General features: G+C 65.3%; 21 protein-coding genes. 2 read left to right on the top strand and 19 right to left on the bottom strand.

What is annotated here, in order from left to right; all coding sequences use genetic code 11:
* The first annotated feature begins 318 nt into the window (after positions 1-318).
* A complete protein-coding gene (locus GCT19_RS35570) occupies positions 319-699 on the top strand; it encodes a sensor histidine kinase (RefSeq protein WP_227749408.1) in 381 nt (126 codons plus the stop codon).
* On the opposite strand, the gene GCT19_RS35565 is transcribed toward GCT19_RS35570, so the two are convergent.
* The 9 genes from GCT19_RS35565 to GCT19_RS35525 all read right to left on the bottom strand — a co-directional run bounded on the left by GCT19_RS35565 (position 694) and on the right by GCT19_RS35525 (position 10298).
* Positions 694-1386: an RNA polymerase sigma factor gene (locus tag GCT19_RS35565; RefSeq protein WP_152854502.1), complete on the bottom strand. Its 693-nt coding sequence runs from the start codon at positions 1384-1386 to the stop codon at positions 694-696. The two genes, GCT19_RS35570 and GCT19_RS35565, sit on opposite strands and share 6 nt — an antisense overlap.
* Positions 1383-1688, bottom strand: a complete 306-nt coding sequence (locus GCT19_RS35560; RefSeq protein ID WP_018434740.1) for a cupredoxin domain-containing protein — start codon at positions 1686-1688, stop codon at positions 1383-1385. Before GCT19_RS35560 ends, GCT19_RS35565 begins: the two co-directional genes overlap by 4 nt.
* A 1-nt stretch (position 1689) precedes the next feature.
* Positions 1690-2226, bottom strand: a complete 537-nt coding sequence (locus GCT19_RS35555) for a DUF4142 domain-containing protein (RefSeq protein ID WP_018434741.1) — start codon at positions 2224-2226, stop codon at positions 1690-1692.
* A gap of 132 nt (positions 2227-2358) precedes the next feature.
* Entirely contained in the window at positions 2359-3777 is a 1419-nt protein-coding gene (locus GCT19_RS35550; RefSeq protein ID WP_013093801.1) for an FAD-binding oxidoreductase, read from the bottom strand.
* A gap of 17 nt (positions 3778-3794) precedes the next feature.
* The gene (locus GCT19_RS35545) at positions 3795-5054 is read right to left on the bottom strand and encodes an alpha-hydroxy acid oxidase (RefSeq protein ID WP_018434743.1); all 1260 of its coding nucleotides are present in this window, start codon (positions 5052-5054) and stop codon (positions 3795-3797) included.
* Positions 5055-5121: 67 nt separating this feature from the next.
* Entirely contained in the window at positions 5122-6669 is a 1548-nt protein-coding gene (locus GCT19_RS35540) for a UxaA family hydrolase (protein WP_152854501.1), read from the bottom strand.
* A 48-nt stretch (positions 6670-6717) separates the two neighbouring features.
* Positions 6718-8004, bottom strand: a complete 1287-nt coding sequence (locus tag GCT19_RS35535) for an MFS transporter (RefSeq protein ID WP_013093804.1) — start codon at positions 8002-8004, stop codon at positions 6718-6720.
* A 117-nt stretch (positions 8005-8121) separates the two neighbouring features.
* Positions 8122-9255, bottom strand: coding sequence for a mannitol dehydrogenase family protein (locus GCT19_RS35530; protein WP_152854500.1), 1134 nt, complete (start codon positions 9253-9255; stop codon positions 8122-8124).
* 20 nt (positions 9256-9275) lie between these two features.
* Positions 9276-10298 (bottom strand): zinc-binding alcohol dehydrogenase family protein, encoded by a 1023-nt coding sequence (locus tag GCT19_RS35525; protein WP_176135021.1) that lies wholly within the window; start codon positions 10296-10298, stop codon positions 9276-9278.
* Between the two features lie 271 nt (positions 10299-10569).
* Between GCT19_RS35525 and GCT19_RS35520 the strand changes: the two genes are divergently transcribed.
* Positions 10570-11280 (top strand): FadR/GntR family transcriptional regulator, encoded by a 711-nt coding sequence (locus GCT19_RS35520; RefSeq protein ID WP_013093807.1) that lies wholly within the window; start codon positions 10570-10572, stop codon positions 11278-11280.
* 256 nt (positions 11281-11536) lie between these two features.
* Here the strand turns inward: GCT19_RS35520 and GCT19_RS35510 are convergent, their stop codons facing one another.
* The 10 genes from GCT19_RS35510 to GCT19_RS35465 form a co-directional block, all read right to left on the bottom strand.
* Positions 11537-12457: a LysR substrate-binding domain-containing protein gene (locus tag GCT19_RS35510; RefSeq protein WP_018434749.1), complete on the bottom strand. Its 921-nt coding sequence runs from the start codon at positions 12455-12457 to the stop codon at positions 11537-11539.
* Positions 12458-12531: 74 nt separating this feature from the next.
* Complete coding sequence (locus GCT19_RS35505) at positions 12532-13779, bottom strand: metal-dependent hydrolase family protein (protein ID WP_018434750.1); 1248 nt, start codon at positions 13777-13779, stop codon at positions 12532-12534.
* Between the two features lie 66 nt (positions 13780-13845).
* Entirely contained in the window at positions 13846-15036 is a 1191-nt protein-coding gene (locus tag GCT19_RS35500; protein ID WP_018434751.1) for a M24 family metallopeptidase, read from the bottom strand.
* A gap of 72 nt (positions 15037-15108) precedes the next feature.
* On the bottom strand, positions 15109-15996 hold the full coding sequence (locus GCT19_RS35495) for an ABC transporter permease (RefSeq protein ID WP_152854497.1): 888 nt from the start codon (positions 15994-15996) through the stop codon (positions 15109-15111).
* 3 nt (positions 15997-15999) lie between these two features.
* Entirely contained in the window at positions 16000-17061 is a 1062-nt protein-coding gene (locus GCT19_RS35490) for an extracellular solute-binding protein (RefSeq protein WP_018434753.1), read from the bottom strand.
* 11 nt (positions 17062-17072) lie between these two features.
* Positions 17073-18125, bottom strand: coding sequence for an ABC transporter ATP-binding protein (locus GCT19_RS35485; protein WP_018434754.1), 1053 nt, complete (start codon positions 18123-18125; stop codon positions 17073-17075).
* 2 nt (positions 18126-18127) lie between these two features.
* A complete protein-coding gene (locus GCT19_RS35480) occupies positions 18128-18991 on the bottom strand; it encodes an ABC transporter permease (RefSeq protein WP_018434755.1) in 864 nt (287 codons plus the stop codon).
* A gap of 261 nt (positions 18992-19252) precedes the next feature.
* Positions 19253-20548 carry an MFS transporter gene (locus tag GCT19_RS35475; RefSeq protein ID WP_018434756.1) on the bottom strand — a complete coding sequence of 432 codons (1296 nt, stop codon included), beginning with the start codon at positions 20546-20548 and terminating at the stop codon, positions 19253-19255.
* A gap of 115 nt (positions 20549-20663) precedes the next feature.
* Complete coding sequence (gene treA / locus GCT19_RS35470) at positions 20664-22481, bottom strand: alpha,alpha-trehalase TreA (protein WP_321576923.1); 1818 nt, start codon at positions 22479-22481, stop codon at positions 20664-20666.
* Positions 22482-22819: 338 nt separating this feature from the next.
* Entirely contained in the window at positions 22820-24313 is a 1494-nt protein-coding gene (locus GCT19_RS35465) for an alkaline phosphatase family protein (protein WP_152854495.1), read from the bottom strand.
* Positions 24314-24470 lie beyond the last annotated feature (157 nt).

Genomic DNA, 24470 nt, shown 5'->3' with positions numbered 1-24470 from the left:
GACATCCGCGAAGCATGGAACTCATACAGCAGGCGGAGAGTTTCCTGAGAGCGGCGCAGCCCGGTATTCGAGCAACCCGCGTCCTCTTTTAGCAACGACATCAGGTCGGCTTGCGAAGCAAGTCAGCGGCAGGCTCATGAGACGGACCACCGTAATGCGGTACCCAACCCGCGAATATCAGCGTGATCCACCGTCGAGAGTTACTGCTACGCCGCCCTCAGGGAATTTGGAAACATCGGAAATGACAGTGAATGCAAAGTTCAAAACCGATCCCGATTGACACCGGGAGTCATATCAAAGAGTGGCGCCAGAGTGGAGATGCAACTCGCGGAAGATTTGCCGTCCATTGAAGGCGACCGGGTGGAATTGCAGCAGGTGCTGCTCAACCTGATCATCAATGCATTGGAGGCGATGGGCAGTCTCGAGGGGACTCGACACGTGCAGGTCAGCACGGGCGAGGCAGACGGTGCCGGCGTGGTCGTGACCGTGCGCGACTCGGGGCCGGGCTTCGGCCCGAACGGTGCGGAGCACGCGTTCAACGCGTTCTATACAACGAAGGCGACGGGCCTGGGCATGGGACTGTCAATCTGCCGCTCGATTATCGACGCCCATGGCGGCCGCTTGTGGGTAGGTGAATCCACGCCGCGCGGTGCGGCCGTTCAGTTCACGGTGCCCCTGCACGCGTCGCCAATGCTATGACGCGCCACCGGATATTTTCGCCAGGACGCTCGCAACGATGCGATCGCACTGCGCCCCGCCGAATTCGAACACGTCGCGCTCGGCGACATCGAGCGCCTGAGCGAGCGACTCGCGCAGCATGCTGCGCGCGCGAAAATGCCGGCTCCGCACCGTCGCTTCGGGAATGTTCAGACACTGCGCAGTCTCCTCGGCGCTCATTTCCTCGATCGCGCGCAGCACGAATACGACGCGAAACGGCTCGGGCAATTCATCGAGTTTGCGTTCGAGCAGCGCGCGCACTTGCGAACGCGCAAGCGCCCGGTCGGGGGCATCGTCGTCGTGTGGGGTCATTGCATCGTCATGTTCGATGTATTCGGGCGCGTCCACGATCGGAATCACATTCTGGCGCCGCGCCGAGCGCCGCAATCGCGCAAAGCATTCGTTGAGCACGAGCCGCGACAGCCACGTGAACAATTGCGAATCACCGCGAAACTGGCTGATCGCTCTGTACGCGTGCAGATACGCATCCTGTAGCGCATCTTCCGCCTCGGCGTCGTTGCGCAAGGTCGCGCGCGCGATGCGGTAGAGCCGGCGGTTATGCCTTCGCATCAGCAGCTCGAACGCGTCACGCTCGCCCGCGGCGATGCGGCGCGCGATGCCGAGGTCGTCGTCAGTGGTCTCAACAGGAAGATTCATCATCGCTTTCATCGTACGTTCAGAACTGCGTGCATCGTCGGATGCAGCGTGCACGAATACACGTAGCGTCCCCCCTTGGCCGCCACGTAACTCCACGATGCATCCGGCGCGATGTCATGCGAATCGAACGCTTTCGCATCAGCGGTCGCGGTGTGCGGAAACGGGTCCTTGTTGATCCACACCACGCGATCACCGCGCGCGACCGTCAACGCGGACGGATTGAACCGCATCTGTTCGATCACGACGACGTACGTCGCCGCCATCGCATCGACGTGCAACACGAGCACGCCCATCAGACAAACGAGCAGGCGCATATCACGCACCGCTCTTCGCCAGTTCCGCCTGCACATGGCGCGCATGTTCGAGATGCGCGACGAACGCCGGGCGCACTTTCACGAGCAGCGCCTTCAGTTCGTCGTTCTTCGCGCTCGGAATCAGCGTCTTGTCGAGCGCGTCAATCACGCTTTCATGATAGGTGACCTCGTGATCGATATAGGCTTTATCGAAGCTGGCACCCGCAAGCGTCTTCAGCCTGGCGATGTTCTCGTCCCCGCCCTGCTTTATGTTTTGACTCGTCGGATTGTCCTCGGGAGTCACGTTGAGCTTCTTCGCGAGATCCGTCGCGGCCTTGTTGACGCCGGTGTGATCGGTGACCATTTGCTGCGCGAAAGCCTTCACGTCCTTCGATTTCGTTTTGGTTTCCGCGAGCTTACCCGCGTCGATATCGACCTGATTTGCGGTCACGACGATCGCGGCGATCTGCGGATCGCTCGGTCCGGTGCCTTGCGCACCAGACGCGATGCTCGCTAACGCAAGCGCCGCCGCCAGCACTGTGTGGATGATGAGTTTCATATGACATCTCCCTATACTCCGTTGCGGATATGGGATTGGATGTCACGTCGAAGAAGCGCGTTCCCGATCGACCAGGAACGCGCCAGGATTGCGCGCGCCACATTGACGCGTGAAGCGAAAAACCACCGCACCCTACATCGCGATCACCTTGCCAGGGTTCAGGATATTGTGCGGATCGAGCGCAAGCTTGATCGCCTTCATCGCGGCGAGTTCGGCCGGCGAGCGCGACAGGCCGAGCACGCCCAGCTTCTCCTCGCCGATCCCATGCTCGGCCGATACCGAGCCGCCCATTTCCCCGGTGAGTTCATAGACGACGCGCTTGACGTCGTCGATGTCCGCGTCGGTCCAGCCGGGTTCCTGCGCCACCACGTGCAGATTGCCGTCGCCGAGATGCCCGTACACGAGGATCGTCGCTTGCGGCCAGCGCGCGCGCAGCCGCTCGTCGCAACGCTGCGCCGCGTCGCCCGCCTGCGCGACCGCGAAGCTGATGTCGAACGAGATGCGTCCCGGGATCAGCCGTGGATATTCGGCCGGCGCGTCGCGAATCGCCCAGAATGCCGCGGCGTCCGCGTCCGATTGCGCGATCGCGGCGTCGGCGATCACGCCGTCGTCGAGCATGTCGGCGAGAAAGTCCTCGAACGCCGCCGACTGCCGCTCCGGGTCCGCGCCGCAAGTCTCGAGCAATACGTAGTAAGCGTGATCGCTGCCGAGCGGCACGCGCAGTTCGGGCAGGCGTTCCCGCACGAAGTCGCAATAGCTGGGCCACATGACCTCGAACGCGGACACGCCGGCCGGCAGCCGTTCCTGTGCGCGGCCGAGCAGCGTGGTCACCGCCGCGTAGTCCGGCATGCCGCACCATGCGGTCGAGATCGCGCGCGGTTTGGCGCGCAGGCGCAGCACCGCGCGCGTGATGACCCCGAGCGTGCCTTCGCTGCCGGTCAGCAGGTTGCGCAGGTCGTAGCCGGTATTGTTCTTGATCATCTTGCGCTCGCCGCCGATCACGCTGCCGTCCGCGAGCACCGCTTCGACATCGAGCACCTGGTCGCGCATCATCCCGTAGCGGATCACGCGATTGCCGCCCGCATTAGTTGCGATGTTGCCGCCGATCGTGCAACTGCCGCGCGCGCCGAGGTCGAGCGCGAACATGAAGCCGGCGTGATCGGCCGCTTCCTGCACGACCTGCAGCGGTGTGCCCGCGAACACGGTCAGCGTCGCGCTGACCGGATCGATGTCGATGACGCCGCTCATCCGCTCGACGCTCAGCGCGACTTCGCCGCCGAGCACGCAGGCGCCGCCCGCGTGCCCGGTCATGCCGCCTTGCGTGACGACCGGCTGGCGGAATTGATGGCAGATCCTGAGCGCGGTGGCGACCTCTTCGGTCGTGCGCGGGCGAATCAGCGCGATCGGATCGGTGGATGGCGTGCCGCTCCAGTCCGCGAACTGCCGCCCGCCAAATTCGGCCGGCAGACTCACGATGTCCGCGCCGAGCGCTTCGCGCAGCGCGGCGACGGCTTCGTTACCGCGGGTCGCGGCGTTCGGTTGTTGCTGCATCAGATATCTCCGGTTCGTCAGACGGACAGAGCCGCTACGCGCGCCTGCACCGTTTGGGATTGCGTTTGCGCTTGCGCTTGCGCGCGCGACAGCGGCGCCTGCTGCCCTGGCCAACGCAGATAACTGCGGTCGAGCCCGGCGATATCGCAGCAGCCCAGCAAGCCGAGCGCCCGGTCGATCTCGGTCTGCAGAATCTCGATGGCCCGCTCGACACCCGGCTGACCGCCCGCGCTCAGACCATAGGTGGTCGCGCGTCCGAGCAATACCGCGTCGGCGCCCAGCGCGACCGCCTTCAGGATCTCGGAGCCGCGGCGAAATCCGCCGTCGAGCATCACGCACAGCTTACCCCCAACCTGCTCGACGACTTCGGGCAGCACGTCCATCGCCGATACCGCGCTGTCGAGTTGGCGCCCGCCGTGGTTCGACAGCACGATGCCGTCGACGCCGGCCTCCAGCGCCTTCAGCGCATCCGGCGCACCGAGCACGCCTTTGACGATCAGCCGACGCGGCCACAGATCGCGCAGCCAGCGGATATCGTCCCAAGATAACGACGGGTCGAGTTCCCGGCCCAGTGTGATCGTCGCGCCCTTCACGCTGTCCTGCCCCGGCGGCAGCAGGTCGCCGAGGTTCGCGAAGCGCGGCATGCCGTTGGGCCACAGCACGTTGGCCATCCAGCCCGGATGGCGCAGCACGTCGAACTTGTTGCGCCAGTCGAGCTTCAGTGGCTCGATGTAGTTGCGCAGGTCCCATTCACGCTTGCCGAACACCGCGCTATCGGTCGTGACGACCAGCGCCTCGATACCCGCGGCCTTCGCGCGCTGCGCCAGTTTCGCGAGAGATTCCCGAGTGCGGTACATGTAGACCTGCATCCACACGCGGCCGCCCGCGCGCTGCACGACGTCCTCCAGCGAGACCGTCGACACGTTGCTCAGCACGAACGGAATACCGGCCGCCGCCGCGGCACTGGCGAGCTTGACGTCGCCTTCGCGAAACATCAGGCCGCTATAGCCGGTCGGGCCGATCATGAACGGCGACGCGCTGCGCTCGCCGAACAACGTCACGCTCTGCTTGCGCTTTTCGACGTTCACCAGCGTGCGCGGCAGAAAAGCGATTTCGCGGAACACGTCGCGATTGCGGCGCAGTGTCGCTTCGTCTTCCGCACCGCCCTCGACATACTCGAAACAGAAATTCGGCAGACGCTTGCGGGCCATCGCGCGCAGATCATCGATGCTGTGCGCGCGCTTCACGTCGCGGCCTGCATAAAGGCGGCGTTCCAATTACATCCTCCAGTGCGTGGTTTACTTGTCTATCTGGTTGTTGGTTGTGTCGCTGCAATGCACCCGCTCATGTCACCACGCCGACCTGCCAGGGCACGAACTCGCTCTGCCCATAGCCGTGCAGTTCGCTCTTGGTACGCGTACCGGACGCACAGTCGAGCATCATGCGGAAGATCGCTTCGCCGAGTTCGTCGATGCTCGCGCTGCCGTCGATCACTCCGCCGCAATTGATATCGATGTCGTCCTGCTGGCGCTCCCACAACGCGGTGTTGGTCGCCAGCTTCAACGACGGCGACGGCGCGCAGCCGTAAGCGGAGCCGCGCCCGGTCGTGAAGCAGATCAGGTTCGCGCCCGAGGCGACCTGTCCCGTCGCGGACACCGGGTCGTAGCCGGGCGAATCCATGAACACGAAGCCCTTCGCGGCGATCGGCTGCGCGTATTCGTAGACGTCGACCAGATTCGTCGTGCCGCCCTTGGCGACCGCGCCGAGCGATTTTTCGAGGATCGTCGTCAGGCCGCCCACCTTGTTGCCCGCCGATGGGTTGTTGTCCATCGCGCCGCCATTGCGCGCGCAATAGTCCTGCCACCATGCGATGCGCGCGAGCAGTTTGTCGCCGACCGCGGCGCTCACCGCGCGGCGCGTCAGCAGATGCTCGGCGCCGTAGATTTCCGGCGTCTCCGACAGGATCGCGGTGCCGCCATGCCGCACGAGCCGATCGACCGCGGCGCCGAGCGCCGGATTCGCGGAGATGCCGGAGTAGCCGTCAGAGCCGCCGCATTGCAGACCGACGCATAGATGCGCCGCCGGCACCGGCACGCGCTGCACGCGGTTCGCGTCGGCGAGCATCTCGCGCACCATCGCGATTCCGCGTTCGATCGTCTTGCGCGTGCCGCCGCTGTCCTGGATCGTGAAGCTGCGCAGCTTCGTCGTGCTGGCGTCGAGGCCGCCCGCCGCGAGCACACCGTCGATCTGATTGGTCTCGCAGCCTAGCCCGACGAACAGCACCGACGCGAAGTTCGGATGCACCGCGTAACCGGCGAGCGTGCGACGCAGGATCGCAATGCCCTCGCCCTGATTGTCGATGCCGCAGCCGAGCCCGTGCGTCAGAGCGACCACACCGTCGACGTTCGGATAGTCGGCGAGCGCGTCGGGACGCACGTCGCGCCGGAAATGATCGGCGATCGCGCGCGCGACCGTCGCCGAGCAGTTCACACTGGTCAGAATGCCGATGTAATTGCGCGTCGCGATGCGGCCGTCGTCGCGGCGAATGCCCATGAAGTGCGCGGGCTCGTCGACGTAGACGGTGGGCTGCGCATCGGCGCCGAACGCGTGCTCGCGCGCGAACTCGGACATGCCGAGATTGTGCGTGTGAACATGCTGGCCGCGCGCGATCGCCTCACGCGCTACGCCGATGATCTGGTTGTAGCGCTTGACCGGCTCGCCCTGCGCGATGTCGCGCGTCGCGATCTTGTGCCCGGGTGGAATCAATCCGGCGACGACCAGTTGTTCCGCGTCGATGCGCGTGCCCGGCAACAACTGCCGGGTCGCGATGATGACGTCGTCGGCGGGATGCAGGCGGATGATCGCGGATGCAACGCTAGCTTGAGTCGACATGAAAAACCTCGAAGACAGGGTTAGCCGTATGCGTTCAAACAGAATAGGTCAGATCGTGGAGCCCGCGCCCTTCGGCAAATCGCGGCTGTCCGTTTCCAGCGACAGCGGCTCGATGCGTCCCACGATGAAAAGATAGCTGAACGCGCCAAGAAAGCAGAAGCCGCCCGCGACGACCAGCGGAATCGTGAACGAGCCTTTCGTCATCGCGACCATCACGCCGGTGAACGTCGTAATCACGATACCCGCCAGGTTCGACGCGAAGTTCTGGATGCCGCCGATCGACGCGACATGGCGCGGCGTCGGCGCGACGTCGCAGGGCAGCGACCAGATGCTCGCCGCGGCGAACGCGAGGCTGCCGTAGGCGATGCCGAAGAACGCGAGCATCAGATACGTGTTTTCCGTGAACGCCGACAGCGTGATCACCGACGACAGCAGCATGCCGCCGACCATGCAGGTCTTGCGCGCGGCCGTCAGGCTCCAGCCGCGACGGAACAGCGCGTCGGACACATAGCCGCCGAGCCAGCCGCCCGGAATCGCGATCAGCGCCGGAATCATGCCGAGCGTGCCGAGCGATTTCAGCGAGAATCCACGCGTCTGCACGAGGTAGCTCGGAAACCACGTAATGAAGAAATAGATCACGAAGTTCAGGCAGAAGAAGCCGAGCATCATGCCCCACAGCGTGCGGTGGCGAAACAGCGATGCCCAGGTCACGTTGTCCTGACCGCCACGTGCTCGAACCGCCGGCGCGGCTTTGTGCGCGGTCTCCATCGCGTCCTGCACGGGATTCCGATAGATCACGAACCAGCCGACGATCCACACCGCACCGAGCAAGCCGGTCAGGATAAACGCCGCCTGCCAGCCGAGCGTGCCGATGATCAGCGCGACCACCGGAATCGACAGCGCGGAGCCGACCCGCGAGCCGCTATCGAAGATGCTCGTTGCGAGCGCGCGCTCCTTGGGCTGGAACCATTGGCTGACGAGCTTCGTGCAGGACGGATACGCGCCGGCCTCGCCGACGCCGAGCAACAGCCGGCAGCCGAACATGCCCGCGACGCTGCTCGTGACCGCGGTGGCCGCGGTAAACAACGACCACCAGCCGACCGCGAGCGGCAACGCGATGCGCGCGCCGACACGGTCGACGAACCAGCCGAACGGCATCTGCATCAATGCGTAGGTCCAGAAGAACCCGCTCAGGATGAAGCCCATCTCGGCGGGGCCGATGCCGAGCGCCTTTTCGATTTGCGGCGCGGCGACCGCGAGATTCGCACGGTCGATGTAGTTCACCGCGATCGCGAGAAAGCACAGGAAAATCACTACCCAACGCATCTTCTTCATAAAAACGTCTCCTCCAAGGCTGGCATCTGATCTATTTGGATGAATCATGCGGCCACGTGGCCGCTGGTGTGCTGCCGGGGTTGCTACAGACTGACTGCGGATTTGCGGCCCGCGCCGCTATCCGCGTTGCGCGCACGCGGCAAGCGCCGCATTCAGGCGCGGTTGCTCGACACGCACGCCGAGCTGGCGCGCAAGGTCGATGACCGGTTTGAAGCGCCGCTCTTTCTTTTGCTCGTGATTGCGAGCGATGTCGGCGAGGCGATGATCGAGGAACGGGTTTTCGAAACGCTCGCGCACGTCGTCGAGGTAGGCGCGCGCGTCGCTGCCCTGACCGAGCGCATCGAAGACCGGCAGTACCTCGTCGCGCCACAGCGATTCGAGATCGGCACGTAGCAGCGGATCGCGCATCGCGTGCAGCACGTTCTCGTCGGGATCGCGCGCGTCGGTCTGCCAGCGCTCGGCAAGCCACGTATGCCCGAGATTCAGCAGCAGCAGCTTCAGGCGCTCGTAGTGCAACAGATCGTCGGTGACGATCATCGCTTCGTGCTCGCATGGCAGCACCATGCCGGCACGCCGCTCGATCGCCCACAACGCATAGGGTTCGGCAACTGCGCCGGCCGGCCGGATCGGCTCGGACACGATGCGGTCCACCAGCGAATTGACCCAGATGCACGTGTGCTCGATGTAGCGCAAGAACTCGATCCCGGCACCCCAGCCGCGCGCGATATCGACGACGAGACCGCGCAGCGTATCGCCGTTGCCCGACACGAGTTCGCATGGCAGCAGCGTCAGCGGTGCCGCGCCGGCCTTGAAGCGCGCATGCAGCAGCACCACGAGCTTCGCCGCGAATCCGCGCGGCACGCTCGTGTCATCGCGCAATAGCTCGGCGGTGTCGTCGGCGAAACACTCGTAGCCTCGGTCGCCGGTGTTCGAGATCACGACGCGCGCGTCGCGCGCAAAGCGCTCCACCACCGTTGGCCAATCGGTATTCGCATTCAATGCCTCGCTGATCGCATGACATTGCGTGGTCGTATCGATCACCGCTTCGCGGCGCAGACCGCGAATGCGCACCTCGTACTGCCGATGCGCGCGTAACGCGTCGATGCGCGCGAGGCTCTCGGGGTTGGCCGTCGTCTGCACGACGGTCACGTGACCCAGCGCGCGGCCCGTATCGAGCGCCGCCGACACGAACAGATCAGCGTGCGCCTGCAGAAAGCGACTCGTGCCGAATTGAAGAATCGGGTTACCCATCGTCCGTTATCCCCGCTCGCTCAACAGGCCACCAGCGCCTTGATGACGCCGGCATCCGGTTTCAGCAGCTTGGGAAATTCGCCCGGCAGATTGGCGAGTTCGACCACGTGCGTATTGAGCGCGGCCGTCGGGATCTTGCCGGCGCGCATCGCTTCGAGCACCGTTTCGAAGTCGGCGACGGTCGCGTTGCGGCTCGCGAGCAAGGTCGTCTCGCGCTTGTGGAACTCGGGATCGGCAAACGAAATGCGCTCGCTGACGATCGACACCAGCACGTACTTGCCGCCATGCGCGACGAACTGCAGCCCGCGCTCCATCGCCTTCACGTTGCCGGTCGCGTCGAACACCACGTCGAAAAACTCGTTGTCGGTCAGTGCCGCGAGTTGGGCGGCATCGGTCGCGGCCTCCGTGGTGTCGAGCAGCACCGTGTGATCCGCCTGCAATGCGCCGGCGCACACGGACAGGCGGTCGGCGCGGCCATCGAGCACGCTGACCTCGGCGCCGCGCAGTTTCGCGAAGATCGTCGCGGCCATGCCGATCGGCCCGGCCCCAACTACCAGCACGCGCTGCCCGGCCTGCACGTCGGCGCGCGCGACCGCGTGTGCGCCGATCGCCAGGAACTCGAGCATCGCGGCTTGGTCGAGCGTCACGCCGTCGGCCTTGAAGACGAACGCCTGCGGTACCGCAAGGTACTCGGTCATGCCGCCGTCGGTATGGACGCCGAGCACGCGGATGTTCACGCAGCAGTTGCCCTTGCCCGCGCGGCAGGCCACGCAGCGCCCGCACGACAGATACGGCATCACGTACACCTGGTCGCCGGCCGCGACGCGCGCGCCGGCCGGCGCCGCTTCGACGATGCCGGCAAGCTCGTGGCCCATCACGCGCGGATACGACAGGTACGGCTGATTGCCGGTGAAGATATGGAAGTCGGTGCCGCAGATGCCGACTCGGCGGATGCGGATCAGCACGTCGTCAGGGCCGGCGTTCGGCATCGCGCGCTCGGTGAGCGCGAGCTGGCCGGGTTGTTCGCAAATGACTGTCTTCATCGTCATGGAGGAATTGATCGGGTATCGGGGAGCGGAGCGGCCCGCAGGGCTGCTCGCCTGGCGTCTACTTGGCGTCAATCTGGCCTTACCAATTTGCAAAAGTAACGGCACATGCGATACTGGTCAAGCCAATTTGCACGGAGTTGGGGGAAACCCCGAATGCTGCCAGGGCGCCGCCGAACGCGCGCGATTTGCGCACCGGGCGCTTCGATCTACAATCGGCGCTCGCCCTATCGGGCTTGCACAAGCTCCATTGCCGGGAATTTGTTTCGTGAACACCAAACCTGCCGACACGCGCCGTCTCTATCTTCAGATCGCGGAAAAATTGCGCGTTCTGATTGCTCAGCCGCAGTTCGCGCCCAACGGCCGCCTGCCGCCCGAGCGCGCGCTGGCGGAGACGCTCGGCGTATCGCGGCCGTCGGTGCGCGAGGCGCTGGTCGCGCTGGAACTGGAGGGGCTCGTCGAGATTCGCATGGGCTCGGGCGTCTATCTGTGCGCGACGCCGTCCGCGCAGAGTGATGCGTCGCTGTCGCAGGCCGAACTCGGCGATAGCCTGCTCGACATCCTCGGCGCGCGCTGCCTGATCGAAGGCTCGATCATCGCGAGCGTCGCACCGTTCTGCAAACCGAAGGACCTGAAGATGCTGCGCGCGATCTACAACGAGATGGAGCGCGAAGTGAAGGCCGGCAGAATTCCAGTCGCGGCCGATCGTGCGTTCCATCTGGCAATCGCGCAGATGTCCGGCAACGAAGTGCTGGTGCGCACCGTCAGCTCGCTATTCGATGCGCGGCATAGTCCGCTGTCGGAAAAGCTTCGCGGCCACTTCGAAAACGAAACGACTTGGGGCGCCGTGCCTGAAGAACATCTGGTGATTCTGGAAGCGTTGGAAGCGCATGATCCGCTGCAGGCGCAGGCGGCGATGCAGCGCCACTTGAAGCTGTCGTTGGAGCGGGTGATTACGGGCGGGCAGCGCACGCCTTAGGCGGCGCTGCTGGGATACGGCTGATGCATTGGTGCTCGTCACCCTCACACGTCGGTATAAATCTGCATCGCGATCCGCTTGCTCTGCGGCGCGCGCTCCGAGATCTGGATCAGCTCGCAAGCATGGCGCTCCGGCTGCGTCATGCCTGGCGTCCATACGGAAACGCGCACGCGGACGACTTGCTGCCAGCAGTGACGGCGGCCTCGAACGTGGCCGGCAATGCGCCCTCCTTCGGGAACACGTAGTCGACCGGAGTTCAACTCGCGGCAGTCAAACGCGCATTCACGGCCGCCAGCACTTCTTCGAGCGTCTGCTCCATCACCTTCGACAATTCGTCGAGATGCGGAGCCGGTGCGGCGCCATGCGGCGTGATCTTCAGCGTGTAGAAAGGCATCGCGTGCTCGAAGCGGCGCAGGATCAGATTCGAGTCGAGAAAGTCGTACGCCGACACCGGATGCAGCAAACCGATGCCCAGCCCCTCCTTGACCATCGTCGCGATGTTGACCGAATACGGCGCGATCGCCACCACTTGCGATTGCAACTGACCGGTCGCGAACACCTGATCCATGCCCCAGCGCACGAGGTCGGGCAGATCGTATGACACGATCGGCTGATTCCGCAGATCGGACACCTTGATGACCTTGCGCTTGCCCAGCGGATGACCGGCCGGCAACGCGCAGATCGCGTCGAGCTGCGCGAACGCGGTCGAATCGGTGCCGGTCACGTCGACCGTATTCGTGACGAGACCGAGCGCGAGTTGACGTGACACCACCTGATCGCGAATCAGCGACGACGCGCCAGTCGTCAACGCAATCTGCACGGCCGGATGCCGCCGATGAAAGTTCGCGACGACACGCGCGAAGTAGCCGAGCCCGAACGACACGACCGAACCCACGCGAATCACCGCGGTCGACGGATTGCGCAAGCTCAGCGCGAACTCGCGGATGTTGTTCAGCCCCGCATAACGCCGCTCGACTTCCTCGAACAGCGCCAGCGCTTCGACGGTCGGTTCGAGCCGTCCGCGGCTGCGATCGAACAGCGTCAAACTGGTCAAGCGCTCCAGGTCGGTAATCAGACGGCTGATGCCCGACTGCGAAGTGCCGATGACCTGCGCGGCGCGGGTCGTCGTGCGGGTGAGCATCAGCGCCCTGAATGCGTCGATGTGCCGAAAGTCCATCCGTTCTCTCCGGATTCCATGGGCCGCCGGCGCCCCCCGCTGTCAACCTCGCTCGCAAGGCAGCGCTGCGCATGTCACGCCGGCAAATCAAAGGCGTGGATTTTACCGCCCTTCATCACGACCGGAATGCGTTCACCCTGCCCCAGCAGACAGTCGAGCGACGCAAGCGGATTGCCGTCGACGACCAGCATGTCGGCGTGCGCGCCTGCCGTGATCTGCCCGAGCTGCCCGACCTGACCGAGCACCTGCGCGCCGACCACCGTCGCGCTGCGCAGGATCTCGAGCGGCGACAGCACTTCGCTGCGTAAGCGGAATTCATCGCTTTGCAGACGCTGCGATTCGCCCAGCAGATCGCTGCCGAAGCCCATCGGCACCCCTGCCGCGCGGAAGATTTCGAGCGAACGCAGGCCCGCCTGACGCACGCTCTCGATCTTCGCGACGCTGTCGGCGGGGAGACCGAGCGCTTCGCCTTCGTTCGCGAGCGCGTCGTAGGTGACGAGCGTCGGCACCGCGAACGCGCCGTGCTCGGCCATCACGCGCGCGGCCGTTTCGTCGACCAGGTTGCCATGCTCGATCGTACGGACCCCACAGCGGACCGCGCGCGCGATCGCCTCGGCCGTGTACGCATGCGCGAGCACGTAGGTGCCGCGCGCCCGCGCCTCGTGGACGATCGCCCTGATCTCGTCTTCCGAATAGCCCCATGCACCAACGGGATCGGTGGGCGACGCGACGCCGCCCGACGCCATGATCTTGATCTGGTCGGCGCCCATCTGCAGTTCTTCACGCACCGCGCGACGCACCGCATCGACGCCGTCAGCGACACGCGATATCGCGCCGACCCGCGCGCAACACGCGCATGGGCTATCGGTGCCGATATAGTCGCTGCGGCCGCGCATGTCGCCGTGTCCGCCGGTCTGGCTGATCGCGCGGCCCGACACGAAGAGCCGCGGACCTTCCGCCAGCCCCTGTTCCAACGCCTGTTTGAGTGCGAAACCCGCGCCGCCCGCATCGCGCACCGTCGTGAAACCACGTCTTAGCATGCCTTGCAACAACGGCAACGACTTCAGCGTGACCAGCACGTTCGGCAGGTTCACCTGTGCCGCGAGATTGAGCTGCGTCGCATGCACATGCACGTGCAAATCGATCAGGCCAGGCATCAGCGTCTTGCCGCGCACGTCGATTTCGCGCGCGGACGCGGTACGGATCGGCCGATCCGAGACTTCCTTGATGCGTCCGTTTTCCACCAGCACCGCGTGGTCGTCGCGCAACTCGCCGGCAACCGGGTCGAGCAGCGCGCAGTGCGAGAACAGAATCGACTCCATCATCTCTCCTCCCGGTTCCAGGTCCGGGGCATCTGCAACGTTGAAGGGTGTCGCGAGCCGCGCGACTCAATCGATGGTCGCGTGCGCGAGCGTGCGCGGGGTCTTCGTCAGCAGCTCGGGCGTAGGACCGGTTACGACCGAATCGTCGAGCCGGAAGCCGCCGAGGCCGTACACATAGATGCCGGGCTCCGCCGAGTAGACCTCGTTGTCGAGCAGCGCGCGGTGATTGAACGCCATGTCGTCCGGATACTCGTGACCGATGATGCCCATGCCATGCCCGGTGCGATGCCGGATGTACTTCGCGCAGCCGGCCTGCTCGATCACCGCCTGCGCGGCCGCATCGATACCCGACACCGGCTGACCGGTGACGGCCGCCGCGACGGCCGCCTCGTTGGCCGCGCGCGCGACCTCATGAAAACGCGCCTGCTCGGTGCTCGGCTTGCCGCAGAACCAGGTGCGCTCGTTCTCGATCACGAGACCGTTCAAACGCGGAATCACGATATTGACGAGACCGTCGCCCGCCTTGATCTTCGCGCCGCACGACGCACCGTCGCCATGCGGCGACGCCGATGCCGGTCCCGACAAGGTCCAGCAACGCATCACTTCGAGGTTCTCGCCGGGAAAGCGGCGCGCGCCTTCGGTCACCATCAGCGCGGCCATCTGATAGTCGAGTTCCTGCACGAGCCGTCCGGGGCGGATGTTCTCGCGATATTGCTCCTGCACCCAATCGGCGAGGCTCGCGGCGGCCCGCATCACGGCGATCTCCTCCAGGTGCTTGACCCAGCGCAACGAGCGCAGCTCGGCGAGCATCGGCAGGAATTTCGCGTCCGGCAACAGCGATGCCGCACGGCCGAGCGGACCACCCGCGGCTTCGACGCCGATTCGCGATGCGCCAAGCCCGGCGGCGCGCAAACGCGCGGCGATCAGCTCCGGGACTTCCGCGAGCAGCGGCTGCCGCTCGACCACGCGCGGATGCTCGGAATAGAACGAGATATCGTCGAGCCACAGATGCCCGCGCTCGCGCGCCATCATCACGTGATGTGTCGACAGCTCGTTCATGATCGCAAACGGCTCGCCGGACAGCGGCACGCACACCGCGATCGGCCGCTCCCAGGTCTGCACGTCGACATGGAAATTGGTCGCCCACTGGAAGAAGTCGGCGGACGTGAAGATCAGCGCATCGACCCGCTGACGTTGCATCAGTTTTTGCATCAGGTCATGACGGTAAGCGCGAGTCTTTTCGGTGAGGATCGGCATCTATGATTCCTTCAGTAAAAAGAATTGAAGAGAGGCGCATCCACACACGAGCCCGCGGCGCGCCCTGCCAGTTCAGGTCATCATCGTCTTCGCGTAGCGCCGCTGGATGATCCAGTGCGACAACAGCGCCAGCGCAAACGTGACGACCATCGATACGAGCGACAGCACGGCCCCGAACGGCCAGTTGTTGGCCTTGGCGATCTGGTCGTAGATCGCCGGCGTCATCATCGTGATGCCGGTGCCGCCGAGCAGAACCGGCGTCGCGTATGCGTTCATGCACAGAATGAACACGAGCATCGTGCCGGCCGCGACGCCGGGCGCCGCGATCGGCAGCACGACGCGCGCGAGCGTCTGAGCGAAGCTCGCGCCAAGATTGCGTGCGGCTTCCTCGATCGAAAAATCGAGGCCTTCGAGCACGCTCTGTAACGTCAGGATCATGTACGGCAACACCACGGCGGTGGTGCCGGCCACCACTGCGAACGGCGTATACAGCAGCCGCACCGGTTGATCGACGACGCCGAGCGCGATCAGCGTCGCATTGACGAAACCCGCGTTGCCGAGCATGACCATCCAACCCGCCGCGCGCACGACGTTGCCGACCAGCAGCGGAAACACCAGCAGCATCACCAGCTGGCTCTTGTAGCGGCTCTGCGTTTTAGCGAGCACATAGGCGACCGGAAAACCGAGCACGAGCGACAGCGCCGTGCACAGCGCGGCCACCTTGATCGTGGTCCACAGCACCGCGTGGTAGTACGGATCGGTCAGAAACTGGACGTAGTTGTCGAGCGTGAACGCCGCCTGCATCATCTGGACCGAGTCGAAATGATTGAAGCTGTAGCGCACCAGTTGCACGCCCGGCAGCACGATCACGAATAACACGACCAACACGGCAGGCGTTGCGAGCAGGCCCCCGGCGTAATCGCGGCGCCGCGGCGCGGCATTCAGTGCGCTCGTCGTCATGGTTCAAAGTCCCGGCTTGAATTCCTTGTTCCAGAAATCGAGCAGCGCCGGTTTTCCCGCGGTGAAACGCGCGTAGTCGACTTTCACGAGGCGATCGAGTTCGGCATTGGTGAAGCCGACGCTCTGTTGCAGCGTCGGCGGCAAGGCCGCATCGGTGACGGTCGGCGCATAGCCCATCGTCTCAGCGAAGCCGATCTGCGCACGCGCATCCAGCATCGCGTTCAGATAATTGAAGCCGCACGCGCGCGATGGGGCATTCTTCGCCACGGCGGCTTCGAACGTGACCGGCACACCGCCCTCTTTCGGGAATGCGTAATCGACCGGCACGCCGCCTTTCTTCCACTGCAACGCGCGCGCCTTCCACATGCAGGTCATCCAGATTTCGCCGCTTTTCAGCGCCGCCGCGACCGCTTCGTTCGACGGATAGACCTTCGGCTGCTGCTTGCGCACCTCGCGCAGAAACTGAATGCCGGCCGTCGTGTCGCAATTGTGCTGACCGGCCGCGAGTGAGGATTGCAGCACGTTGAAGTTGTACAGAATGTCGGAAAAGCCCACCCGTCCCTTCAGTTTCGGATCGAGCGCGACCGCGAACGAGTCGGGCTTCGCCTGAAACTTCTCCGGGTTATAGACGATCACCATCGCACTGAAGATGTGCGGAATCGAATACGGGCGGCGCAGCGCTTCGATCGTGCGCGCCGAGTTCGGCACCAGTTTGGTGTCGAGCGGTTCGAGCACGCCTGAACGGTTGACGTCGAACATGTCGATGTCGGCCAGACAGGCGACGTCGAGCGAACCGTGCCGCGACATCTTTTCCGCGCGCAGCTTGGTCATGCGGCCGATCTGATCCGCCGAGTCGTAGGTGACGCGACCGCCGGCCGCCGCGATGATCGGCTTGCCGATGTTCTGTTCGAGCAGGTTCAGATAATCGCCGCCCCACGTGCCGATGACGACACTGGGACAAGCGTCGGCCGCCAATGCCGCGCGCGGATCGAAGCCGAGCGACGGAGCGACGAGCAGACCGGATGCAGCTTTCAGAAACGTGCGGCGCGTGATGGGATGGCTCATTTGATGGTCCTTCAGGCGGAAAAAAGCAGGCAATCTTCGGTTCTGAAGCACGCGTGCAGCGTGTCGCCCGGCGACCATCCGCCGGCACCCGCGTGCGCGGTGTTCGGCACGAGCGCGACGAGGCTCTGGCCACGCTCGCTCGTGAGACGTAATTCGACAGTCGCGCCGAGATAGATGCGGTCGGCGAGCCGGACCGGAATCGATACTTCGCTGTGCTCGGGCGCCGCGGCGAGACGCAGGCGCTCGGGGCGAATGCCGAGCGTGTTGGCATTGCGCGAGGCGGCGTTGAGCGCGATCTTCTCGCCGTTCGCCGTGATGAATTGGCCGTTGTCGACGTGGCCCGCGAGGAAATTCATGCGCCCCAGGAAGCTCGCGACGAACGGATTCGCGGGCCGCTCGTACAACTCGTCGGCGCTGCCGATCTGCTGCACGCGTCCGTCATGCATCACGGCCACGCGGTCGGCCATCGCGAGTGCTTCTTCCTGATCGTGCGTGACGAAAATCGTCGTGAGACCGAGGCGTTGCTGGAGCGCGCGGATTTCTTCGCGGACCTCGACGCGCAGCTTCGCGTCGAGGTTCGACAACGGCTCGTCGAGCAGAAACACGTCGGGCCGGATCGCGAGCGCGCGCGCAATCGCCACCCGCTGTTGCTGCCCGCCCGACAACTGCCGCGGATAGCGTTCGGCGAGCGACGTCAGCCGCACCATGTCGAGCGCCTCGCGAATGCGCGTGTCGCGCTCCCCCTTCGGCACGCGCCGCATTTCCAGACCGAACGCGACGTTCTGCGCGACGGTCATGTGCGGAAACAGCGCATAGCGCTGAAACACCATGCCGGTATTGCGCTTGTCGGGCGCGAGCCGCGTGACCTCGGTGTTGCCAATCCAGATTTCGCCGTCGCTCGGCTCGACGAAGCCCGCCACCATGCGCAGCGTCGTCGTCTTGCCGCAGCCGCTCGGGCCGAGGAATGCGACCAGCTCGCCCTCGGCGATATCGAACGACACGTCGGCGACCGCGGTCGTCGCACCGTACTGCTTGCGCAGATTGCGCAGGGATACCTGAGCCATATTCAGATCACCTTGCCGAGCTTCACGAATCGATCGGTGATCAGCATCACGATGCCAAGCAGCACGATCTGCGCGGCCGATACCGCCGCGATGGTTGGGTCGAGATTGAATTCGAGGTACTGCATGATCGCGATCGGCAATGTCGTCTTGCCGGGGCCGACGAGCGGCAAGGTCATTTCGAGGTTCTCGAACGACACGATGAAGCCGAACAGCGTGGACGCGACGATTGCCGGCCGCAGCATCGGCAACGTGACGCGCCACAGCGTGCGCCATGCGCCGGCGCCGAGATTGCGCGCCGCTTCCTCGACGGTGGTATCGATCTGGCTCAGGCTCGCGGTGACGAGCCGGATCGTCCATGGGATCGTCAGGCAGATATGCGCGAGCAGCAGGCCGCCGAACGTGCCGACGATGTCGGTGTCGAGCGCGTTCTCGGCGCGCAGATAAAACAGATAGGTCGCAATGCCGGCGACGATGCCCGGCACGACCAAGGGGAGCAGCAGCGTGTTGGCGACGAGGCGCCGCCCGGGAAAGCGGTAGCGCGCCAGTGCGAGCGAGGCGGCCACGCCGAGCACCACGCCGCCGAGCGCCGCGCCGGCCGCGAGCTTCAGCGACAGCACGAAGCCATTCGCGAACGCGTCGTTACGCCATGCATTGACGTACCACGACAGCGTGTAGCCGGACGGCGGAAACGTGATGATCGCGTCCTTGAAGAAGCTCAGCCAGATCACGAAGATCAGCGGGCTCAGCATGAACAGATAGACGAGCGCGACGCCCGCCCTGACGAACCATTTCGCCGGAGCCAGACGAGGGCGGGACAAAGCGTGCGCGGCAACGATGGTGCTACGGTCGATCGGAACCTGCGTCACCGCGCTTTCTCCTTGCTCAGGATTACACGTTGGGGTGTGTCCGGCGGGGTGGCGACCTCAGGCCATCCCAGTTCCGCCTCGGCTGGCTGCAATGTAAATTTGCATAGCCTTGGGAACTGCGATTCACAGTAGCATGAATAAAAAAAGGCGCAAAGCGGGTTCTGGCCAGACGCGCGCTGGGGTTTACGCGGGCGCTGGCCGACCAGAGGAAGGGTGTTTACGCGGGAATGGGAAACGTCTCGACCGTCGACGCGGCTTGTATCAGCGCGCCACCGCTGGCCGTGCGCCGCGCGACTTCACGCGCCAGTTTGCGAGCGCGCCGAGCGCCATCAGCACGCTGGTGCCGAGAAACACCGCGCGCATCCCGACGTGGCCGCCGACGAAACCGCCCAGCAGCGGACCGGCCACCTGCCCCGCGTACTGCGACGACACCGAGTAGCCGAGAATCGCGCCCGTCACGCTCGCCGGCACGTTGTGGCGGATCACGCTCGCGATGCACGGCAACAGGCCGCCGAGTGCGATCCCCATCAGGAAACGCAGCACGATCAATTGCCAGCTCGCGGTGACGAACGCCTGCGGCACGAGCAACACCGCCGATACCGCGAGGCAGCCGACGATCACGTTCCAGTGCCCGGCGCGATCGGCGAACCTGCCGAGCCGCGACGACGAGATCACGCTGCCGAGCGCCGCGCCCGACATGACGAAGCCCGCGACCATCGTCACGCTTTGAGGCTTCGTGAGCTGGGCGACGTAGACGGTGATGATCGGCTCGATCGACATGTTCGCGACCATCAGCAGCAGGCCGGTGGCAAGCATCGCGATGGCCGGCCGCTTGTCGTCGACCGAGGCCCACGCGCCCTTCTTCGACGCGTTGTCCGCGCGCTTGCGGACGGGCTGCTCGCGAATCAGAAACGCGGTCGCAAGAAAGGCCACGAAGATCGCCGCGCCCGAGGCCCAGAAGGTCGCGCGGATGCCGATCAGCGGCGGCAGGAAGCCGCCGATCAGCGGGCCGACCAGATTGCCCGCCATGATCCCCGACGACAGTACGCCGAGCGCCCAGCCCGAGCGCGCCTTCGGCGTCTGCGTCGCGACGAGGATCATCGAGCCCGACGCATAGCCGCCGAGCAGCCCGGCGAGCAGCCGCAACGCGACCAGCTGCCAGGCCGAGTGCGCCATGCCGATCAGCGACATCGCGACCGCCATGCCGAGGCTCGAGCGGATCAGCATCAGCTTGCGGCCGTAGAGGTCCGCGAGCTTGCCCCACAGCGGCGCGACGAGCGCGGCGCTGAAGAAGGTCGCGCCGAACGCGGCGCCGGACCACTGCACGATCGCCGCATGATCCTTCACGCCGAGCTGCTCGACGTAGAGCGGCAGGAACGGCAGCAGCAGCGTCATCGCGACGATGGTCGTGAACGAGCCGAACACGCACACGCACAGGTTGCGCTGCCAATGCGCGGCGGCTTCATCGCCGGCCGCCGGGGCGGGCTTGGCAGCCGCCGTGGCCTGCGCCTGTGGCGGCACCGGTTCGGCCGATGGGATGTCGAGCTTGCGATTCATCTTCGAGACTTTCCAGGTGACTAGGGGCCGTTCGAGCTATCCGAAGCATGCTAACGGGCTGCGTCGCCGTCAGGCAGTCAACCCATCATCCTGGTATCGCTACTACCTCTTCCCGCTAGCGGCCCGCGGGCGACGTGCTGTGCGACGTCTGCGGCGCGGCCGCCGCCGATGCCGCCGCGTCCGACACCCCTACCGCACCGCCCGGCAGATCGGCCGGCTTCGTCGAACTCACCGCATCCGGATAGAGCTGCATCAGCACGCGCAGCACACCATTGGTCCAGCCAAAGCCGTCCTGTAGCGGATACTCGCCGCCGGCCGCCGACTTGTCGCTCGCGTCGACGTCGTACTTCTCGACCAGCCGGCCGGTGCGCTGGTAGTACGCGACGTTGGTGCGAATCCAGCGTGTCGCGATATCGCGCGCGAGCTCCGGCTCGCTATAGCGGCGCAGTCCGATCACCGAGAGGTACTGCAGCGGCGCCCAGCCGTTCGGTTCGTCCCACTGCTGGCCGGTGTTGGCCTCAGTCGTCGCGAGACCGCCCGGGCGCAGCAGATCGCGCCGGATCGTCTGCGCCACTTCGCGCGCGTCGTTGCGTGTCGCGACGCCGGTGTAAAGCGGGTACACGGTCGCGGCAGTGAGCCGGTGCGTAAGCGTGCGGTGCACGAAGTCGTAGTCGGCGAATGCGTGCAGCTGCGGATCCCACAGCATCCGGCGGATCGCATCGGCGCGCACGCGGGCGCGTAGTTCGAGATTCTCCGCATGGCCTGCATCGCCGGTCACCCGGTAGGCTTTCGCGAGCGTGCGCTCGAGCTCCACCATCAGGCAGTTCAGGTCCACTGGCACGAGCGAGGTCACGTCGATGGTCGCGAGCGTCCTGCCGTCGGCGAACCAGCGCGAGCTGAAATCCCAGCCGGTTTCGCCGCCCGCGCGCAGGTTGCGCCACAAATCCTGCGCGTCGCGCTGCAGCATCTGCTGCGCCGTCATCACATCCTCACGGTACGACTCGTCGCGCGGCGCCGCGCGCTCGTCCCAGTAGCGATTGAGCAGCGTGCCGTCGGCGAGGCGCACCAGATGGCGCGCCGCGTTGCCGGGCGACAGACGATCGCTGCCGGCCATCCAGTACGCGTATTCACGGCGCAGCTCGGGCAGATAGCGGGCGTAGACCTGATCACCCTCTTTGCGCGCGACGAGCTGCACCATCTGCGCGAAAAACGGCGGCTGCGAACGGCTCAGGTAATACGTGCGATTGCCGTTGGGAATGTGGCCATAGCGGTCGATCAACGTCGAGAAATTGTTCAGCTCCTCGGCGACGAGCGCATGCTGGCCGCTCGCGTCGAGCCCTAGCAGGATGAAGTACGAATCCCAGTAGTAGATCTCGTCGAAGCGGTCGCCCGGCACGATGTACGACGATGGCAGCGGCAACAGCGAAGCGTACGGGCTGGCGCTCGAATCCGGTTCGCGGCGCAGCACGCTCCATAGCGTATCGATATGCGCGGTGACGCTTTCGTTCGGATCGGACACATAGCGCTTCGGCTCGCGCGGGGGCAATGTGAAGCGCTGTTCGACGAATTGCTTCAGATCGAAGCGCGGCTGAGCGCGCTGGCTGTCGTAGTCGGCGATGACTTGCGGCGGCGGCTCGTTTGGCGACATGTCGGCGAACGTCTTGCTGTCCGGGTACAGATGCGCGAGTTCGACGTCGCGATACAGCTCGCCGTAAAGCTCGGACGGCGGCGTCGGCACGACCGGCGACGACTGCGCGTGATCCGTGTTGTCGACGTGGCGGATCGCTGCGCTGCTGCCGGCATTCGCCGATGCGGCCGATGCGGCCGATGCGGGCAGCGTAACGGCCGGCAGAGTCGGCAGGGTCGGCGCGACCGTCGGCGCCGATTGCGCGATGACGCTGGTGCTGGCGGCGAGCGCCAGCGCGGTGGCCACGGAGGCTACAACGCAGCGGTACGGCCGCTCGCGGGAAGACCAAACGGGAAGATCGGAACGAGATGGCATCGGCGGACCCGTTGAGGACGACGCGGTGACGTCGACGTAGGCGGCCCGCCGCGCGTGCCGATCATCTGCACACGCTGCCGCGGGGCTTCGAGAGGGTCTCGCTAGCAAATGCGGGGCCCGCTTCGCAAAACGATGTCGCGCGCAAGCGCTCCTTACCAGGTGCTGACCAGGTGCTTACCGAACTGCGCTCGAGACATGAGCCTCCATCAGGCCGCACGGCCCGGTCCGGCGCCGGCTTGCGGCCCGCTCATTCTAGGCGGAAACCGGCGTTAGCCTCCGATCGCGAATCCTAAGGACGCCGCCTTCACGCGCAGATCCGCGAAGCGATCCGCCGTCGGGTTGATCGCCCACTTTTGCGACTGATCGATCGCCGACAAAGAGTTTGACGGCGAAGGCGCGAGCGCCCCCAGGCAGGTTCCGCCGAACGGCCCCTGGGCGACCGTGAACGCGGGGGCGTCAGTGCGCGGCGCGTCGTTGAAATCGAGCGCGTAGGCGAGATTGAACGTCGCCGGATCGCTGCCGCGCACGCCGAGCGGCTGCAAGCCGAAGCGCCATTGCAGCAGCGCGTGAATCGAGCTCGGATCGAACGGATAGCGCGTGATCGAACCCGCGCGCACGCGCGGGCCCAGCAGCGCGAGCGGCACGCGAAAGCCGAGCTTGCCGTCGTTGCCGAGCGTGAGCTCACTCTTGCTGATCGGCCTGGTGGGCGGCACCACGTGCTCGAGAAACCCACCCCATTCGTCGTAGACGACGATCATCAGCGTGCGGCTCCACGTCGGGCTGGTGCGCAGCGCCTCGTAGACCCGCGCGAGAAACGCCTCGCCGTCGCGGATGTCGGCATGCGGATGATCGTCGGCCGAAACGCCTTCGGGCTCGCCCGTGAAAGACGGATCGATCATGCAGAATGGCGGCAGCGTCCCCGCCGCGGCATTCACCAGGAAATCCGCAAACGGGCGCGAAATGCCGACATACCGCGTGCCATAAAGCGCCGTGACCGGCACGTCGTGGTAGTAGTAGCGAGCGTCGACATCGGCGTCGCTCAGCTTGTCCCAGATCGTCGCGAGCGACGACGTGTCGGCGCTGTCGTCGAGCCGATCCGTTGCACCGCTATGCAGATAGAGCCGATTGGGAAACGTGCTGGTCAGGATGCCGCTGAAGTAGAAGTCGCCGATCGTGTAACTGCTGGCCACGGCGTTGAAAAATTGCAGGTCGGCCGATGTGTAGAAGCCGATAGGCAGCAGGTCACCCGGGTGCAGGCTCGTGCCCGGCGTGAGCAGCCAGCCATTCATCGCACCCGATGCCAGTTGCGTGCGGCCCCCCGAGAAACTGTGATTGGGGTCTATGTAGGCGCACGCCTGATAGCCGTACGCGGCATTCGCCACGAGCGAAAACGGCGTTTGCGTCGCGCCGAAGGCGTCCTTGAATTGCTGGTTCGCGGGCATGCCCTCGGCGCCCGGCACCCAGCCGAGGAAATGGTCGAACGAACGATTTTCCATCGTGACCAGCACGATGAAGTCGATGCCCGAGCTGGCCGGCGCGGGCAACGCCGGGCGCGGCAAGCTATAGCGGTCGGCGGCGTTGGGCGACGGGATGTCGGTAATCGAGGGCGCGGGGTCGCCGCCGTTCCCTGCGCCCGGTGCGTCGTCTCCGCCCGATCCGCCGCCACCGCAACCCGAGAGCGCAACGCTGCCGGCCACCGCGGCGACGCCAGCAAGAAAGCGGCGGCGATCGCATCCGTGATTCTTTTGAGTCTCGTCGCCCATCACACGCCTCCTGATCGGATGCGGCGCGGGCATTGGTCCATGCCTGCCGCGAAGCAACACGCGCGCGCCGATTGGAGCGGCGGTCGGTCGTTGGCAGCAAGTTTCGAACCCGACGGAGTGGAGGGTCGTGGCGAACTGGTATGTCTATCGCGTTACT

It is taken from the genome of Paraburkholderia atlantica, assembly GCF_009362785.1.
Lineage (GTDB): Bacteria > Pseudomonadota > Gammaproteobacteria > Burkholderiales > Burkholderiaceae > Paraburkholderia > Paraburkholderia atlantica.
Note: the sequence above shows the minus strand (reverse complement) of the source record. Positions and strands in the feature narration are given on the sequence as shown.

Excerpts from the sequence above, each read along its gene's own strand:
- GCT19_RS35555 (WP_018434741.1), bottom strand. The coding sequence starts at position 2,226 with ATGAAACTCATCATCCACACAGTGCTGGCGGCGGCGCTTGCGTTAGCG.
- GCT19_RS35495 (WP_152854497.1), bottom strand. The coding sequence starts at position 15,996 with ATGACGACGAGCGCACTGAATGCCGCGCCGCGGCGCCGCGATTACGCC.
- GCT19_RS35550 (WP_013093801.1), bottom strand. The coding sequence starts at position 3,777 with ATGCAGCAACAACCGAACGCCGCGACCCGCGGTAACGAAGCCGTCGCC.
- GCT19_RS35500 (WP_018434751.1), bottom strand. The coding sequence starts at position 15,036 with ATGCCGATCCTCACCGAAAAGACTCGCGCTTACCGTCATGACCTGATG.
- GCT19_RS35510 (WP_018434749.1), bottom strand. The coding sequence starts at position 12,457 with ATGGACTTTCGGCACATCGACGCATTCAGGGCGCTGATGCTCACCCGC.
- GCT19_RS35560 (WP_018434740.1), bottom strand. The coding sequence starts at position 1,688 with ATGCGCCTGCTCGTTTGTCTGATGGGCGTGCTCGTGTTGCACGTCGAT.
- GCT19_RS35475 (WP_018434756.1), bottom strand. The coding sequence starts at position 20,548 with ATGAATCGCAAGCTCGACATCCCATCGGCCGAACCGGTGCCGCCACAG.
- GCT19_RS35485 (WP_018434754.1), bottom strand. The coding sequence starts at position 18,125 with ATGGCTCAGGTATCCCTGCGCAATCTGCGCAAGCAGTACGGTGCGACG.
- GCT19_RS35490 (WP_018434753.1), bottom strand. The coding sequence starts at position 17,061 with ATGAGCCATCCCATCACGCGCCGCACGTTTCTGAAAGCTGCATCCGGT.
- GCT19_RS35570 (WP_227749408.1), top strand. The coding sequence starts at position 319 with ATGCAACTCGCGGAAGATTTGCCGTCCATTGAAGGCGACCGGGTGGAA.
- GCT19_RS35565 (WP_152854502.1), bottom strand. The coding sequence starts at position 1,386 with ATGAAAGCGATGATGAATCTTCCTGTTGAGACCACTGACGACGACCTC.
- GCT19_RS35505 (WP_018434750.1), bottom strand. The coding sequence starts at position 13,779 with ATGGAGTCGATTCTGTTCTCGCACTGCGCGCTGCTCGACCCGGTTGCC.
- GCT19_RS35525 (WP_176135021.1), bottom strand. The coding sequence starts at position 10,298 with ATGAAGACAGTCATTTGCGAACAACCCGGCCAGCTCGCGCTCACCGAG.
- GCT19_RS35530 (WP_152854500.1), bottom strand. The coding sequence starts at position 9,255 with ATGGGTAACCCGATTCTTCAATTCGGCACGAGTCGCTTTCTGCAGGCG.
- GCT19_RS35465 (WP_152854495.1), bottom strand. The coding sequence starts at position 24,313 with ATGGGCGACGAGACTCAAAAGAATCACGGATGCGATCGCCGCCGCTTT.
- GCT19_RS35535 (WP_013093804.1), bottom strand. The coding sequence starts at position 8,004 with ATGAAGAAGATGCGTTGGGTAGTGATTTTCCTGTGCTTTCTCGCGATC.
- GCT19_RS35540 (WP_152854501.1), bottom strand. The coding sequence starts at position 6,669 with ATGTCGACTCAAGCTAGCGTTGCATCCGCGATCATCCGCCTGCATCCC.